We start from the raw sequence: 15,550 nt of genomic DNA on the forward strand, positions 1-15,550 counted from the left end.
CAACCGGTGTGAGCACCCCTTACGGCAGATTTCGCTTAAGCGACAACGAACGAAACGACGCGATGGGAGCGCTGAGCACCGCTCTCGGCGAGGGTCGGCTGACGGTGACCGAGTTCGACGAGCGCGCCCGGCGCGTCGCGGCCGCCGAGTTCCAGGCGGACCTAGAGCCGATCTTCTCCGACATCCCGCAGGCCCCGACTGCCTACTCCCCTGCGGGCGGGGAGGTCACGCTCTACGGCGCGGGCGAGATCTCAGCCGCCCGGCGCGACGGGCAGAAGATGCGGGCCGGGGTGTTCTGGCTCGGTACCCTCGGCGCGCTCGCGGGCGCCCCGGCGCTGGCCGTGGCTACGGGCAGCGGGCTGGGGTATTTGCTCTTTTTGCTCATCCCCACGCTCTTCGTCCTGCTCTACATGATGAAGGTCGGGCCGGATTCCTGGTACACCCCGAGCGTGCGCCAGCTCGAGCGCCGGCGCCGCGAGCTCGTGCGCATCCGTCAGCTCGAGATCGAATCCGCCCGCGCGCACGAAGAGGCCCTGCGGAAGGCGGCGCGCAAGCAGCAGCTCAGCGCGCTGACTGACGACGCCTTAAGCGCCGCCCACCACACCGTCAAGCGGCTCCGGGGCAAGTAAAAGCCGGTAAGATAAGGCCGCATGGGCAAGAAAGAGTCACACGAGGAGACGTCGTATCCGGCCAACGAGGTTGTGGAGGAGGCGGTGAAGGGGGCATCGCCACGCGAAACGCCCTTGCGCAAGCACCGCCACTTCGACGAGGCGGAGAAGCTCAAAAACGTCTTCTACGACATCCGCGGGCCGGTGAGCACCACCGCGGAGGAGATGGAGCGCGATGGGCATACCATCTTGAAGCTCAACACCGGGAACCCGGCGATCTTCGGCTTCGAGGCCCCCGATGTGATCATGCGCGACATGATTGCCGCGCTGCCGACCTCGCAGGGCTACACCACCTCGAAGGGCATCGTTCCCGCGCGCCGCGCGATTGTGACCCGCTACGAGGTCATCGAGGACTTCCCGTCCTTCGACATCGACGACGTCTACCTCGGCAACGGCGTCTCCGAGCTCATCAGCATGGTCACCCAGGCCCTGCTGAACGACGGCGACGAGATCCTCATCCCCGCCCCCGACTACCCACTGTGGACGGCGGCCTCCACGCTCGCCGGCGGTAAGGTCGTGCACTACCTCTGCGACGAGGAAGACAACTGGAACCCGTCGCTGGAAGACATCCGCGCCAAGGTCACGAGCCGCACCAAGGCGATCGTCGTGATCAACCCGAACAACCCCACCGGCGCCGTCTACTCCCGCGAGGTCCTCGAAGGCATCGCCGATATCGCCCGCGAGCACGAGCTCATGGTGCTTGCCGACGAAATCTACGACCGCATCCTCTACGACGACGCCACCCACATCTCCATGGCGGAGGTCGCCCCCGACCTGATTACCGTCACATTCAACGGACTATCCAAGGCCTACCGAGTTGCCGGCTACCGCGCCGGCTGGATGATCATCACCGGGCCGCGCCGCCGCGCCACCGGGTTCATCGAGGGCCTCAACCTGCTCGCCGGTACCCGGCTGTGCGCCAACGTGCCCGGCCAGCACGCGATCCAGGTCGCGCTCGGCGGCCGGCAGTCGATTTACCAGCTCACCGGCGAGGGCGGGCGTCTGCGTGAGCAGCGCGATACGGCAGTGCGCAAACTCCGTGAGATCCCCGGGGTGAGCGTCGTCGAGCCGAAGGGGGCGCTCTACTGCTTCCCCAAGATCGACACCGAGATGTACCACATCCACGACGACGAACGCTTCATGCTCGACCTGCTCAAGTCGGAGAAAATCCTCATGGTGCAGGGCACGGGCTTTAACTACCCCACCCCCGACCACTTCCGCGTGGTCACACTGCCTTGGGCCTCCCAGCTGGAAAACGCGATCGAGCGCCTGGGCAACTTCCTTGCCGACTACCACCAACATTAAGGAGTAGGCTCGCTCACATGACTGATGTGAAAAATGTCTCCGTGCTCGGCGCCGGCAACCTCGGCGCCCAAATCGCCTACCGCCTGGCCTTCTACGGCTTCAACACCACCTCCTACGACATCAACGATGACGCCATCGAGGCCGCCAAGGGGCGCCTCGAAACCATCGCGGGCAAGTACGTGCGCGATCTTGACGACGTCTCAGAAGACAAGGCCAAGGCCACAGCTGCCGCGGTAAAGCTCACCACATCCCTTGAAGAGGCCGCAAAAGACGCCGACATCATCATCGAGGCCGTGCCGGAGAACCTCGAGATCAAACGCGAAACCTACTCCAAGCTCGCCGAGTTCCTGCCCGCGCACACGATCGTTCTCACCAACACCTCCACCCTGCTGCCGAGCTCTTTCAAGGACTCAACCGGACGCCCAGAGAAGTTCCTCGCCTACCACTTCGCCAACGACATCCACATCGCCAACATCGTCGAGGTCATGCCTACTGACGACACCGACCCCGCGGTCGTGGATCAGATCGTCGAGTTCGCTCCCGAAATGGGCATGCAACCGATCCGGCTGAACCGCGAGCAGCCGAAGTACATCATCAACTCCCTCTACTCCACCTGGGTCGACCAGGCACGCGACCTGTGGGTCAGGGGCGTGGCCGACATCGAGACCATCGACAAAGTCGCAGCGATGATCGCCGGATCCTCTCAGCTCAGCCCCTTCCTCGCCCAGGACCGCACCGGCTTCGGCGTGGTCTACGGCATCACCAAAAACCGCGCCGAGACCGGCGACCCGCTGGCCGCGGAGTTCAACCGCCGCCTGAAGGAAGATTTCATGGACAAAGGGCACATCGGCAAGGAATCCGGTGAGGGCTTCTACGTCTACGACGAAAACGGCAACCCAACTGGTCTTTCGGAGGCCGCCAAGAAGAACTACCCGCCCGTGGGGTAGGATAGACCGCGCTTTTCAAGCATCCCAGGGCGGGCATCCGCCCTGGGATGTGCTTGCTTATTCACCGCGCTACTTTTTGCGGTATAATTGTGTCTTCCTACAGGAGAAACGTCCGCCCGATTCTCGAACACGTCATCCTAACTGTTCTGATGGCGTTCCTTATGCTGCTGTTCTACCTCGGCGGCTTCCACAACCCACGCCCCCACGACCTCGACCTAGCCATCATCGCCGACAACCCCGCGGCCGCCGCGCCCGTCGAGCAAGCGCTCACCTCTTCGCTGGGCGAGAGCATCAACGTGAGCACCGTGGCAACCCGCGAGGAGGCGACGGACCTCCTGGCCAACCGGGAAATCGCCGGCGCCTTCGTCCCCGCCGGGCTAGACGGAGCCGACCACGCCGACCTGTTGATCGCCTCGGGTTCCTCGGTCACCACAGCCGAGACCGTGGTGACCATATTCCAGCGCCTCACCCAGGCCCAGGAGGTGCGGCTCGCGATCGAGGACGTCGTGCCTGTCGACGCCGACGACCCGTGGGGCAGAACATCTTCTTCTACATGATCGCGATGTCTGTCGGCTCCTACGCCACCGCCATCGCTATCGGCGCCGCCGGTGCCCACCACCGCTTCCGCGTGCGCGTCGCCATCGCCGCGGCGGCCGCCGTCGTCATCTCTACCGTGTTCATGGCCACCGCCCACTTATTCTTCGGCATGTTCGCGGGCCAGATCCTCTCCACGTGGGCGCTCTCGCTGCTCTACTGCGCGGCCATCCTGTTCCTGGGCGTTGGCCTGCACCCGATCCTCGGGCGGTTTAGCTCGCTGACCTACGCCAGCATGTTCGTGGGCCTGAACTTCACTACCGCGGGCGGCGCCTTCAACCCGGAGGTGCAATACCCCTTCTTCGGCTTCCTCCACAACTTCTGGATCGGCGCCGGGTTCATCGAATCCACCCGCAACATCGCCTACTTCCCGCACCTCTCCATCGCCCCCTACGTGGCCATCCTCATCGGCTGGCTCATCGTCGGCCTCATCTGCCTCGTACTCGGGGTGCAGGTGGAGAAGCGTCGCTACGCACGCCGCCACGCCCACCCCGAACGCCCGCACAAGCCCCGCCCCTACTCCGAGCGGGTGAAGCAGGAACTGCAGGAAAACGTCGCGCCGGTCTAAAGAGGTGTAGTGCGGGGGATTTTTTTGGGGGGGGTTGCTGCTGCGGGACGTCTGCCGCGCAATGTTCGTGCGGAGCGCTAGCGGGAGAGGTGGGGTTCCGCTTGCTGGGCGAGGATCGGGTGGAGACAGCGCAGAGGGGCGACTAGCGCGGACCGCCGAAACGCGCCCTACTATTCTCAGCTCCGCGACTCCAATGCACCGCCCAATACCCAGTTGAGTTCAAACGCAGATTCTTCTCCGGCGGGGAGGTCTTGGGCGAGGGCAATTACTTCACGAACATGCCCCTCCAGAGCACAATAAGTCTCCGCGAACATATGGACGCCTTCGAGCTCCAGCACTGTCGCATGCCAGACATCGTCTTCCCTATTGACTTCCACGGTGTAGTTCACGGTGGCGATTTTACCGTCGCAGGAGGGTATTTGGTCCGGTGCATTAGGGCTGGGCAGGTACTTCCTAGGGGATGAATGGGAGCACTGGGCGCGGTGCAGGCACATATGGGGTGGGCGCGGGCTCATCCCTGCTAGCGCGGGGAGCACCCCTGCCCGCCCAGGAGGGTGATGTGTGCGTGGGGCTCATCCCTGCTAGCGCGGGGAGCACATTCAGCTAGTCGTCCCGGACGCTACTGCCGCGGGCTCACCCCGCTAGCGCGGGGAGCACAACATGAAGCTCACGTTCGTGACCTGGCTGGTGGGCTCATCCCCGCTAGCGCGGGGAGCACATTTGGAGTATTTTTCGATGCGCTCCACATTGGGGCTCATCCCCGCTAGCGCGGGGAGCACTCGGGGTGGGTTCCCTCGAGCATTCCTCGCTCGGGCTCATCCCCGCTAGCGCGGGGAACACCTGTGTCTTCCTTGCTGACACCACTAACACTAGGGCTCATCCCCGCTAGCGCGGGGAGCACGCGCTTTCCGATCTTGGCGGCGGGCATGATCCGGACTCATCCCCGCTAGCGCGGGGAGCACAGACAGGCGAGCACATCCCCGGCGATGGGAGCGGGCACATCCCCGCTAGCGCGGGGAGCACCCTCGGCGGGGGTTTCGCCCGTTTCAAGCCAGGGGCTCATCCCCGCTAGCGCGGGGAGCACGGTGATTTGGGACATTGTTTAGCCTACCTTTCGGGCTCATCCCCGCTAGCGCGGGGAGCACAGACAGGCGAGCACATCCCCGGCGATGGGAGCGGGCACATCCCCGCTAGCGCGGGGAGCACAGGTCTGCGAGTGTGTCATCCTCGCCCATGCCGGGCTCATCCCCGCTAGCGCGGGGAGCACAGTATCGAAAACCGGACAACATGGCGCGAATTGGGCTCATCCCCGCTAGCGCGGGGAGCACCATCAACCGACACCTCGGACAGTGGCAAGCCCGGGCTCATCCCCGCTAGCGCGGGGAGCACCACCTCGTGCTACCCACAACATTCGTGGCCCGGGGCTCATCCCCGCTAGCGCGGGGAGCACGAGCGTGACTTCTGCCAGCTGGTCACCGACATGGGCTCATCCCCGCTAGCGCGGGGAGCACACTGCGGAGCATTGGGCTGCGCATGCCATGGCGGGCTCATCCCCGCTAGCGCGGGGAGCACTAGGACTCGACTTTGGTAAGCCATTTCTTAATGGGCTCATCCCCGCTAGCGCGGGGAGCACCGCGGGATCGTGAGACCCATCAGCTCCTCAAGGGGCTCATCCCCGCTAGCGCGGGGAGCACCGACGACAGCACTCTCACGCACCAATGGTGCCGGGCTCATCCCCGCTAGCGCGGGGAGCACTGGGCGCGCTGCTCACCTATGCCGGCGTCAAAGGGCTCATCCCCGCTAGCGCGGGGAGCACCCGACTACCGCGAGCACGATAGTGCCGAGTCTGGGCTCATCCCCGCTAGCGCGGGGAGCACACAGCGGTCTTAAATCTGACACATTCGATTCTGGGCTCATCCCCGCTAGCGCGGGGAGCACACTCGTGCGCCGCAAGCCACCGCACGAGGTCCGGGCTCATCCCCGCTAGCGCGGGGAGCACGGGATCGAAAATGCCGCCGACGATGCGCGCATGGGCTCATCCCCGCTAGCGCGGGGAGCACGTGTTTCGCCCACACGCCGAACAGGTGCTCGGGGGCTCATCCCCGCTAGCGCGGGGAGCACGATGTGGGTGCTCATTCCACCACCTCCTGCCAGGGCTCATCCCCGCTAGCGCGGGGAGCACAGCACGTTGTGGATGGAAGCCAATTCCATCGGGGGCTCATCCCCGCTAGCGCGGGGAGCACCCGTGCCAGCGTTGACCAATGCATTTATGCATGGGCTCATCCCCGCTAGCGCGGGGAGCACGCAGATTGTCGTGCTGGAGCGTGAGCTCGATGGGGCTCATCCCCGCTAGCGCGGGGAGCACTACGGTTAGTTCTACATGAGTGTCTACGGCACGGGCTCATCCCCGCTAGCGCGGGGAGCACAACGCCCACACTGGCGAAACGCTTCTTGACGTGGGCTCATCCCCGCTAGCGCGGGGAGCACGCGGGGGCACTCTCGAAGAGTTCCTCTACCGCGGGCTCATCCCCGCTAGCGCGGGGAGCACTCCGCTGGTCTAGCTTGTCAATCGCGGTGACTGGGCTCATCCCCGCTAGCGCGGGGAGCACTTGTGGAGTGAGACCCAGGGGCCGAGCAGATTGGGCTCATCCCCGCTAGCGCGGGGAGCACCGCAGTCGGCTACGCCTCCGTCGCTCTGCTCGGGCTCATCCCCGCTAGCGCGGGGAGCACCCGTTCTTGAACTGGTGGAAAACGACCTTGCCGGGCTCATCCCCGCTAGCGCGGGGAGCACGTTCGTGATCTTCTTTTCGGGGTTGATGAGGCTGGCTCATCCCCGCTAGCGCGGGGAGCACTCGCGTGAGGGCTGGGCATGTGGGTCATGATGGGGCTCATCCCCGCTAGCGCGGGGAGCACCACAGTTGCGTAATTACGGGCTGGTGTGTAATGGGCTCATCCCCGCTAGCGCGGGGAGCACCATCTAGCTCGGGGCAGCTGTAGAGGCTGTAGGGGCTCATCCCCGCTAGCGCGGGGAGCACCCAGATTTTTCGTTTCCGTGATTCGCTCGCCACCGGCTCATCCCCGCTAGCGCGGGGAGCACGTACTCCCCATCACCTCACGCAGAGTCTGTGCGGGCTCATCCCCGCTAGCGCGGGGAGCACTTTAGAGCGGGTCGAACAACCTGGTGGATGTAGGGCTCATCCCCGCTAGCGCGGGGAGCACACGTCTATAGAACAGTTGTTCTATCGCGCGTTGGGCTCATCCCCGCTAGCGCGGGGAGCACTAAGTGTGCGGTTCATCAAGTCGCCGGTAGTGGGGCTCATCCCCGCTAGCGCGGGGAGCACTCCGACCTGACTTTCCCTCACCAGGCCACCAAGGGCTCATCCCCGCTAGCGCGGGGAGCACCGGATTGCGGCGCATGATGCGCTGTTGGATGCGGGCTCATCCCCGCTAGCGCGGGGAGCACGCGCTGGACGGCAAGGTCAGCACGTCGGACGTGGGCTCATCCCCGCTAGCGCGGGGAGCACGCCTCCCTCGTGGGGGTTTCCAAGGCTGGTAGGGGCTCATCCCCGCTAGCGCGGGGAGCACTGCTGTGCCAAACGGGTCTGTGACCACTCCTTGGGCTCATCCCCGCTAGCGCGGGGAGCACTAATGGAAATGAAGGACCAGGATCAGCGTCACGGGCTCATCCCCGCTAGCGCGGGGAGCACCCATGATTTCCATGATGAAAGCCTCGCCGATGGGGCTCATCCCCGCTAGCGCGGGGAGCACCCTGCAAGCCGCGATCAATCAGCTCACCCGGGAGGCTCATCCCCGCTAGCGCGGGGAGCACCATCACCCCGTCACCAGGTACACGGTGTTCGGGGGCTCATCCCCGCTAGCGCGGGGAGCACCTGTAATTGCACGTGGTCGCGTTCATGTTTTTGGGCTCATCCCCGCTAGCGCGGGGAGCACGCTGCCGCGTCGAGTGCTACTGCCGCGGCTTCGGGCTCATCCCCGCTAGCGCGGGGAGCACTTCACGACCGGCGGGCACGCGTTCTACGTCATGGGCTCATCCCCGCTAGCGCGGGGAGCACCCAAGGTGGGATGCTACTCACGCTCCGCCACAGGGCTCATCCCCGCTAGCGCGGGGAGCACAAGACTACGTCTACTCCATCAAGGGCGGGCACGGGCTCATCCCCGCTAGCGCGGGGAGCACGAGGACTCGTAGCGTAAAATGCGGGCACACAGGGGCTCATCCCCGCTAGCGCGGGGAGCACCCAGCTGGCAGAAATCACGCTCGATCCATGACAGGCTCATCCCCGCTAGCGCGGGGAGCACCCTCGTATTCGCCGTGCTCCCCGATGGTCTCGGGGCTCATCCCCGCTAGCGCGGGGAGCACTCTTCCGCTTTGGCCTCGAAGAACGCGGCTGCGGGCTCATCCCCGCTAGCGCGGGGAGCACCGTCGTTAAGCGCGCCTTGCTGCGCGTTAAGCGGGCTCATCCCCGCTAGCGCGGGGAGCACGTACAACCACGGTGCGCTGTACATCCAATCAAGGGCTCATCCCCGCTAGCGCGGGGAGCACATCGACATGCACTCTCCCCCGCATAGCGCGTTGGGCTCATCCCCGCTAGCGCGGGGAGCACTAACGCGTACACGGCGCGGGCGACGGCGGGGTGGGCTCATCCCCGCTAGCGCGGGGAGCACGCCTTGGTGAAGTTCTTGGCGGTTTAGGCAACGGGCTCATCCCCGCTAGCGCGGGGAGCACGCCTTGGTGAAGTTCTTGGCGGTTTAGGCAACGGGCTCATCCCCGCTAGCGCGGGGAGCACAAATCCCCGGTGCGGGTCTCTGTGCGCACCCTGGGCTCATCCCCGCTAGCGCGGGGAGCACCAGCCCATGCCCAGGCCGTCAATCGGACGTGCGGGCTCATCCCCGCTAGCGCGGGGAGCACTGCGTGAATCGTTCACTAGTTCGAGCGCTGGTGGGCTCATCCCCGCTAGCGCGGGGAGCACTTGTAGTAGATGTCGCCGACAGTGGCCATGGGGGGCTCATCCCCGCTAGCGCGGGGAGCACAGTAGGTGCCGATCACCGGGTCAGTTTTTACGGGGCTCATCCCCGCTAGCGCGGGGAGCACGCCTAATCACTGCGCATTGCGACGCCAGCGAGGGGCTCATCCCCGCTAGCGCGGGGAGCACCCGACTGCGGGGAGCCAGCCTCGGGGTGAGTGGGGCTCATCCCCGCTAGCGCGGGGAGCACCGGGGTGAACCGAACCTCCGGGGTGTCGGTAAGGGCTCATCCCCGCTAGCGCGGGGAGCACCGTATGACTGCGACGCGCAAGCAGCAGCCTAGGGGCTCATCCCCGCTAGCGCGGGGAGCACATTGTTGTTGATGGTGTGGTGCAGGCGGTGACGGGCTCATCCCCGCTAGCGCGGGGAGCACGCCGGGGAACTCCGCGAAGGCGGGGCCACGACGGGCTCATCCCCGCTAGCGCGGGGAGCACTGCGGCATGACTTCCGCGATGGGCATGGGGATGGGCTCATCCCCGCTAGCGCGGGGAGCACCCGACTGCGGGGAGCCAGCCTCGGGGTGAGTGGGGCTCATCCCCGCTAGCGCGGGGAGCACCGGGGTGAACCGAACCTCCGGGGTGTCGGTAAGGGCTCATCCCCGCTAGCGCGGGGAGCACCGTATGACTGCGACGCGCAAGCAGCAGCCTAGGGGCTCATCCCCGCTAGCGCGGGGAGCACATTGTTGTTGATGGTGTGGTGCAGGCGGTGACGGGCTCATCCCCGCTAGCGCGGGGAGCACGCCGGGGAACTCCGCGAAGGCGGGGCCACGACGGGCTCATCCCCGCTAGCGCGGGGAGCACTGCGGCATGACTTCCGCGATGGGCATGGGGATGGGCTCATCCCCGCTAGCGCGGGGAGCACCCGTGTGACTGGCGATGTGTGGCAGCCTGGTGGGGCTCATCCCCGCTAGCGCGGGGAGCACGGCGCAACCGCGCCAGAAGCAGCCTCTACAGTGGGCTCATCCCCGCTAGCGCGGGGAGCACGTGTGGATCAGGTCGGCGAGCGTGTCATTCTCGGGCTCATCCCCGCTAGCGCGGGGAGCACCGTCGATCTCGCCGTCCTCGTCGCGCTCTAGCGGGCTCATCCCCGCTAGCGCGGGGAGCACCCCCGACCTCGTTCTCGTCGTGGGTGATGCTTGGGCTCATCCCCGCTAGCGCGGGGAGCACCTCGCGCACGCACGCAACGATTTATCCGCCTTGGGCTCATCCCCGCTAGCGCGGGGAGCACCTCAAGTGCTGTTCCCTGCGCTCGCCGCCATTGGGCTCATCCCCGCTAGCGCGGGGAGCACCTTTGGAGTATTTTTCGATACGCTCCACATTAGGGCTCATCCCCGCTAGCGCGGGGAGCACTGTGGCCTGTCTTGCTGACATCACTAACATTAGGGCTCATCCCCGCTAGCGCGGGGAGCACCCGTTATCGACGTGTAGATCTTCATGGTGTTGGGGCTCATCCCCGCTAGCGCGGGGAGCACCAGGTCAGACACGCCGATCTAACTAGGTTCGAGGGCTCATCCCCGCTAGCGCGGGGAGCACACTCACACCATTGCGAATGTGACGGGCCTACAGGGCTCATCCCCGCTAGCGCGGGGAGCACGACGCGATGAAGATGCGATACCGCGCGTCATAGGGCTCATCCCCGCTAGCGCGGGGAGCACGCAGACGTCGTTGTCGATTGGGCTGGCCGCTGGGGCTCATCCCCGCTAGCGCGGGGAGCACCGTGCAAGTGTGTTCAGGATGTTGGCAAATAGGGGCTCATCCCCGCTAGCGCGGGGAGCACCCAAACGCGGCACCCAACATGAGACTTGCTAAGGGCTCATCCCCGCTAGCGCGGGGAGCACAATCCGCATCGCCTAACATTACCGATGCGTGGGGGCTCATCCCCGCTAGCGCGGGGAGCACGGGGCCGCACCATCGGCGCACACGCACACCATGGGCTCATCCCCGCTAGCGCGGGGAGCACGGAGGGCATGTTGTTGTAGCGTTCGAGTAGCTGGGCTCATCCCCGCTAGCGCGGGGAGCACCTGATACCCCGGCGACGTCCCTCCTTGATGATCGGCTCATCCCCGCTAGCGCGGGGAGCACCGGAGGGGAGGACTTGAGCCCCGCCATAACCAGGGCTCATCCCCGCTAGCGCGGGGAGCACCCCCTCCCCAAACCATCGACATTCTTACGACGGGGCTCATCCCCGCTAGCGCGGGGAGCACTCCTCTTCGTCACCAATCAGACGGTCTGCAATATGGCTCATCCCCGCTAGCGCGGGGAGCACTGCTCGTGATTGTCGTGCTCGTGCTCGTGATTGGGCTCATCCCCGCTAGCGCGGGGAGCACTACTCGGACTGCTCAAAATCGTTCTCGGAATTGGGCTCATCCCCGCTAGCGCGGGGAGCACCTCACAACCATCGAGTGCAAAAACTCAAAATCGGGCTCATCCCCGCTAGCGCGGGGAGCACAAAAGACGGCTCGCTGCAAGAACATTCTTCTCGGGCTCATCCCCGCTAGCGCGGGGAGCACGCCATCCTCGCGCACGAAATCGCACAGGCCGAGGGGCTCATCCCCGCTAGCGCGGGGAGCACGCTTCTTGAACAGGGGAAATACGAGCCTTGATGACAGTATACGTGCAACTCCCCTCGCAACTAACGGCTTCCATAAGCCTTTCGTTGTCTCCGGGCCGTGCTCCACCCCTTGCGCCGTTGATTTGAGTGTTTGGAGGCTCCAGGCGAGGGGCGGACCATGAGCGTCAATCCGTCAAAGTCCTGCGGTGTCCAATCGTGCCGGTGCGTTAGAAACTCCATTCCCTGCTCATTGTCGGACGAGTAGACGAGCAGAGCTTTCCCATCCTTCACCAAGGAAATCGTCCGCTCCCACAGGAGATCCCTAATGCGTGCCGTAGGTCGGCCCACGAATACACCTGGCGCGATCTCAAGGAGCCACTTAGTGACGTCTCCCCTGAGACCTGCGGGACAGGCCGTAATCACCAGGACCATCATGGTTCCTCCGCCCAATTCACTCCGGCCGCGACCGTTTCCAACTCGCTCCAGAGCAAGAGTTCAACATCGCTCGTCAGATCGGAGTCGTCGACGTCCATAACGTATTTCAGGTCCGCCACCATGCGCGGCATGAGTCGGTGCTCGACTACCTGGTCGCGAACCTTTCGCCGTGCCTCGACGCCCGGGTCCGGTGAACCAGAGGCAACCGCATCGAAGGCCGCAGGTATCGCAATCTCGGCCTTGTACAGGTCAGCAATGTCAAATACAAAGGATCGATCCGTACCGTTGTGGACAACCCCCAAGGATGGAACGAATCCGAGACCTGCAACGACGGCGTGCGCTACCCCGTACAGCGCCGCGGACGCCGACGTGAGCGCTTGATTGATAGGATCGGCGGAATTGTAATCGCCAGGGTGAATTGACCTCCGGTTCCACTCCACTCCCGTCCTTTCAGCCTCACGCACGTACACGCGTTTCATTCGCGCGCCTTCGCGCCCACGTAGTTGCGCCATGGAGAGGCCCGAGACGTCTTCATCAGGAAAACGCAGTCCGTACATCCTGCGCGCACAATCGAGCCGTTTGCGCTGATGCGCGACTATCTCCGCTTGAGCCTCCGCCATTCGAGACGATTTCGCTGGTGGGCGGCCCGCAGCGTAGAACCGCACGCCCCTCTCCCCGACCCAGGCGACGGAGCAGCCGGCGTCGCCAAGCAGTGCCATCGCGGCGTAGGTGATCCGCGTGCCCGGGCCGAGCAGCAACACGGCGATCGCCGTCGCAGGAACGTAGGCGGTCCCACGCTGATCGGTGACGGTCAGGGCGTTGTTATCTCGGTTCACCATACATCGCTCCGCATAGAGGAAACTAATGCGATCGCCCATACGCGTAAGCTCTTTTCGCGTAGTGGAAACTTCTCCAGGCGTCGTCATCTCTGCTTCACCGGAGCCAAGGTGAGCAGACCGCATCCGTAGGCCCGCGCGCGTCCGATGCCGTGAACGAGCGTGCGCCGCAAGAGCTCGGCGTCAGCGACTTCGAGGACTCCCGCAAAGCGTGCCTTCGCGATCTGCACAGGCCTCCCCTTACGTTGGGCATTTCGATAGAAATGGTCAGTGCCACGCTCCGTCACCATCGGAATATCGGCCTCGGTCCATCTGTTATCGCCGCCGTCGCGAGGGGCAAGGAGAAACCCGGCACCGGCTGACTTCTTGTACAGCCAACCGAGCTGGTGCGCCGCAGACACGTGTGCCTTCACGGTGCCGCGCTTGCCGGGCGTGTGTTCCGCGTAGGTGGGGTTGGCCACCAGCTCGAACCGCCAGCGCTGGCCCTCTCGCAATGAATCGAGAAACCGTCCGTAGTCCGCGCTGTCGCCTGGGCGGGTTTTCCATCCGGCCTGCTCGACGATGTGCCGAGTGGTTGGCTTTTCCGGGCCGACGATGTAGAGCACGCGCTCATGCTCGTGCTTGTCCACGCGCCAGAGCACGCGACCGTTCGTCTCGTCCACGTCCGGCGGAAAGGCTGCGCGGACGGCGGCGTGCATTGCCTGCGGATTGGTGAGCAGTTTCGCCCCGCCGCGTGTCCGCGGGTTGAGCAATACTCGTGTGAACACCGTCATGCCGACACCACCGCGCTAAAGAAGTCGTCGTCGCCTCGACCGAGCTCGTTGTCGAATTCGGCAAAGCTGGACAAGATGACATTCCTCCATCCGTACTTCCGGTGCCGCTGGTCAAATGACAGGGGCACGTCCTGGCGCGGAACGGATCCCGCCTCGCCCGGTGCCGCATCCCTGTAGATGGGTAACTTCACGTGCCGCTCACGCTCCTTCTTGTGTGTTCTGGTCGCGTGCCACTCGCGATGTCTAAGGAGCGCCTCTTCGGCGGGGAGGTCGCGCACGCCCATAACAAGATTCGGAGGGGCCGGGCAGGATCGCCTCCCCAGGAAGAGCGGATAGGCCGGTGCACGGAGCGCCTCCGCCAACCCTTCCAGCACCTCTCGCCGCGGCGACTCGACTGCGGCGACGAAGGCGGCATCCGAGAGGTAATAGCGCGTGGACAGCATTGTCTTCTTACCGGTGTATGCCGTTTGGTAGTCACGCAAGAGGCTGCCGGATTGGTCGACGCGAACGGCGAGGGTGAGCTCCGCCAGGTCCTCAATGGGATCCGTCCGGCGCCGGCCCTGCCCCGCCGCGAGCAGCCCGACGATCCCGGATTTGGTGGGTGTCGCAGCTGTCGCACGCGTTCTGTACCGCGATTCGTCCCCCCAGGACTGCAATGGTCCTTTCAGGAGAAGCAAGAGGGAAGATGTCACGGCTACTCCCCCTGCGCGGCGGAAAGCGCGTCGCGAGTCTGGTCAAGCAGCTGCGCCAGGGTGACATTCTGTGCGATCTCCTGGAAAGGCTCTCCCAAGCTGCCCAGCGCGGCGACGAACGCCGCGCGCGGGCGGAACCCGTAGGTTCGCTCGATTTCTTGCTCCTCGCGCGCGAGGGCGGCCGCCCCCGCTTGACGACGCCCGTTCTCCGCGTCCGTCTCAATCGGTTCCTCGAAGGCGTTGACCAAGCTCACCGGCCGCGTATCGCGCACGGCCACGTAAATCAGCTCAGGCAGCGTCTGGTTGGCAAACGTATTCAGCTTGCCGGTCGGAAGGGACTTTGCAAAGGCTTCGATGAAGTTCACTGCTGCCTCACGCGCCGCTTCTGCGGAACCGAGGTTTTCCTCCAGCCCCTCCACGTTGACCGCGGCGTAGCGGTAGAGCGTAGAGGACATCATCTGCACGGTTCCAATCATCCCGGCGCCGGTCTCCTGATCTTCTGCGAGGTCGTCGACAGCGGTGAAGTAGTCGAACTCCGGCGACGCGGCGTGGATACTCAACGCGTGCGCCACCTGGACAGCCGCGTCGACATTGAAGAATGCATCATCCGCCACCATCCGGCCGAACATCGCAACGTCAACGGAGTTTTCGGCGTTGAGTACTCCCCGCGCGTCCGCTTTCTCGATCTTGTCTCCGCCTGCCTCGATGAGAAGCTCCACGGCCTTGTCAATCTGCTGCGGGCTTAAAAAGAGCAGGTACTTGGTGCGGGGGTACGGCGACACTTCTGCAGGGGCTTCCTCGCCCTTCTTCGGCTTCTTCGCTTTAGCAATCTCGGTTGTGATCCCCGCCGCCTTGAACAGTGCCTGCACGCGCTCGATGGCCGTGACCTCATCCCAGCCGGCCCGTTCCTGCAGCGTTTTAGCGATCTTTTCGGGATTGCGGAGCGAGCGCGCCCCGATTTCTTCGGCGGCGCCGCTTTCCTTGAAGTAGCGCCGGATGGCGCGCTTCCAGGACTGCGAGGACACACGTTGACGAGGCACATCGCCGAAGATCGCGGACTTCGGGGCGCCGGTGTCGTCCCTGTTGATGAGGGACGGGGGGACGGTCTGGAGGGCGTGGACGTCGATGACGAGAGACATG

The 15,550-nt window shown here is 64.9% G+C and carries 11 protein-coding genes and 1 CRISPR repeat array; of the genes, 5 read left to right on the forward strand and 6 right to left on the reverse strand.

Annotated features, from left to right (window positions below):
- The first annotated feature begins 8 nt into the window (after positions 1 to 8).
- The 5 genes from C3E79_RS09905 (at position 9) to C3E79_RS09925 (ending at position 4,082) form a co-directional block, all read left to right on the forward strand.
- Entirely contained in the window at positions 9 to 629 is a 621-nt protein-coding gene (locus C3E79_RS09905; RefSeq protein WP_108404755.1) for a DUF1707 SHOCT-like domain-containing protein, read from the forward strand.
- 21 nt (positions 630 to 650) lie between these two features.
- Complete coding sequence (locus C3E79_RS09910) at positions 651 to 1,973, forward strand: pyridoxal phosphate-dependent aminotransferase (protein ID WP_235840626.1); 1,323 nt, start codon at positions 651 to 653, stop codon at positions 1,971 to 1,973.
- 17 nt (positions 1,974 to 1,990) lie between these two features.
- A complete protein-coding gene (locus C3E79_RS09915) occupies positions 1,991 to 2,920 on the forward strand; it encodes a 3-hydroxyacyl-CoA dehydrogenase (protein WP_108404756.1) in 930 nt (309 codons plus the stop codon).
- A 149-nt stretch (positions 2,921 to 3,069) separates the two neighbouring features.
- A complete protein-coding gene (locus C3E79_RS09920; protein WP_146183388.1) occupies positions 3,070 to 3,477 on the forward strand; it encodes a hypothetical protein in 408 nt (135 codons plus the stop codon).
- A complete protein-coding gene (locus tag C3E79_RS09925) occupies positions 3,474 to 4,082 on the forward strand; it encodes a hypothetical protein (RefSeq protein ID WP_146183389.1) in 609 nt (202 codons plus the stop codon). The genes C3E79_RS09920 and C3E79_RS09925 overlap by 4 nt, the downstream gene beginning before the upstream one ends.
- Positions 4,083 to 4,258: 176 nt before the next feature.
- Here C3E79_RS09925 and C3E79_RS11435 read toward each other — a convergent pair whose 3' ends face one another.
- From C3E79_RS11435 to cas7e, 6 genes are all read right to left on the reverse strand, one after another.
- Positions 4,259 to 4,471, reverse strand: a complete 213-nt coding sequence (locus tag C3E79_RS11435) for a hypothetical protein (RefSeq protein ID WP_146183390.1) — start codon at positions 4,469 to 4,471, stop codon at positions 4,259 to 4,261.
- Positions 4,472 to 4,771: 300 nt separating this feature from the next.
- Positions 4,772 to 11,695: a CRISPR direct-repeat array (repeat unit 29 nt; unit sequence GGGCTCATCCCCGCTAGCGCGGGGAGCAC).
- A gap of 60 nt (positions 11,696 to 11,755) precedes the next feature.
- Positions 11,756 to 12,109 carry a type I-E CRISPR-associated endoribonuclease Cas2e gene (gene cas2e / locus C3E79_RS09930; protein ID WP_108404759.1) on the reverse strand — a complete coding sequence of 118 codons (354 nt, stop codon included), beginning with the start codon at positions 12,107 to 12,109 and terminating at the stop codon, positions 11,756 to 11,758.
- Positions 12,106 to 13,035: a type I-E CRISPR-associated endonuclease Cas1e gene (gene cas1e, locus C3E79_RS09935; protein ID WP_108404760.1), complete on the reverse strand. Its 930-nt coding sequence runs from the start codon at positions 13,033 to 13,035 to the stop codon at positions 12,106 to 12,108. Before cas1e ends, cas2e begins: the two co-directional genes overlap by 4 nt.
- The gene (cas6e, locus tag C3E79_RS09940; RefSeq protein WP_108404761.1) at positions 13,032 to 13,718 is read right to left on the reverse strand and encodes a type I-E CRISPR-associated protein Cas6/Cse3/CasE; all 687 of its coding nucleotides are present in this window, start codon (positions 13,716 to 13,718) and stop codon (positions 13,032 to 13,034) included. The genes cas1e and cas6e overlap by 4 nt, the downstream gene beginning before the upstream one ends.
- Positions 13,715 to 14,410, reverse strand: coding sequence for a type I-E CRISPR-associated protein Cas5/CasD (gene cas5e, locus C3E79_RS09945; RefSeq protein ID WP_108404762.1), 696 nt, complete (start codon positions 14,408 to 14,410; stop codon positions 13,715 to 13,717). Before cas5e ends, cas6e begins: the two co-directional genes overlap by 4 nt.
- Positions 14,411 to 14,412: 2 nt before the next feature.
- Positions 14,413 to 15,549, reverse strand: a complete 1,137-nt coding sequence (cas7e, locus tag C3E79_RS09950; RefSeq protein WP_108404763.1) for a type I-E CRISPR-associated protein Cas7/Cse4/CasC — start codon at positions 15,547 to 15,549, stop codon at positions 14,413 to 14,415.
- Between the last annotated feature and the right edge of the window lies 1 nt (position 15,550).

Origin of the sequence: Corynebacterium liangguodongii, from assembly GCF_003070865.1 — a bacterium.
Classification (GTDB): domain Bacteria; phylum Actinomycetota; class Actinomycetes; order Mycobacteriales; family Mycobacteriaceae; genus Corynebacterium; species Corynebacterium liangguodongii.

Bases quoted from the DNA above. Each gene is read 5' to 3' on its own strand.
- C3E79_RS09910 (WP_235840626.1), top strand. From the start codon at position 651: ATGGGCAAGAAAGAGTCACACGAGGAGACGTCGTATCCGGCCAACGAG.
- C3E79_RS09915 (WP_108404756.1), top strand. From the start codon at position 1,991: ATGACTGATGTGAAAAATGTCTCCGTGCTCGGCGCCGGCAACCTCGGC.
- C3E79_RS09920 (WP_146183388.1), top strand. From the start codon at position 3,070: ATGGCGTTCCTTATGCTGCTGTTCTACCTCGGCGGCTTCCACAACCCA.
- C3E79_RS09925 (WP_146183389.1), top strand. From the start codon at position 3,474: ATGATCGCGATGTCTGTCGGCTCCTACGCCACCGCCATCGCTATCGGC.
- cas2e (WP_108404759.1), bottom strand. From the start codon at position 12,109: ATGATGGTCCTGGTGATTACGGCCTGTCCCGCAGGTCTCAGGGGAGAC.
- cas1e (WP_108404760.1), bottom strand. From the start codon at position 13,035: ATGACGACGCCTGGAGAAGTTTCCACTACGCGAAAAGAGCTTACGCGT.
- cas6e (WP_108404761.1), bottom strand. From the start codon at position 13,718: ATGACGGTGTTCACACGAGTATTGCTCAACCCGCGGACACGCGGCGGG.
- cas7e (WP_108404763.1), bottom strand. From the start codon at position 15,549: ATGTCTCTCGTCATCGACGTCCACGCCCTCCAGACCGTCCCCCCGTCC.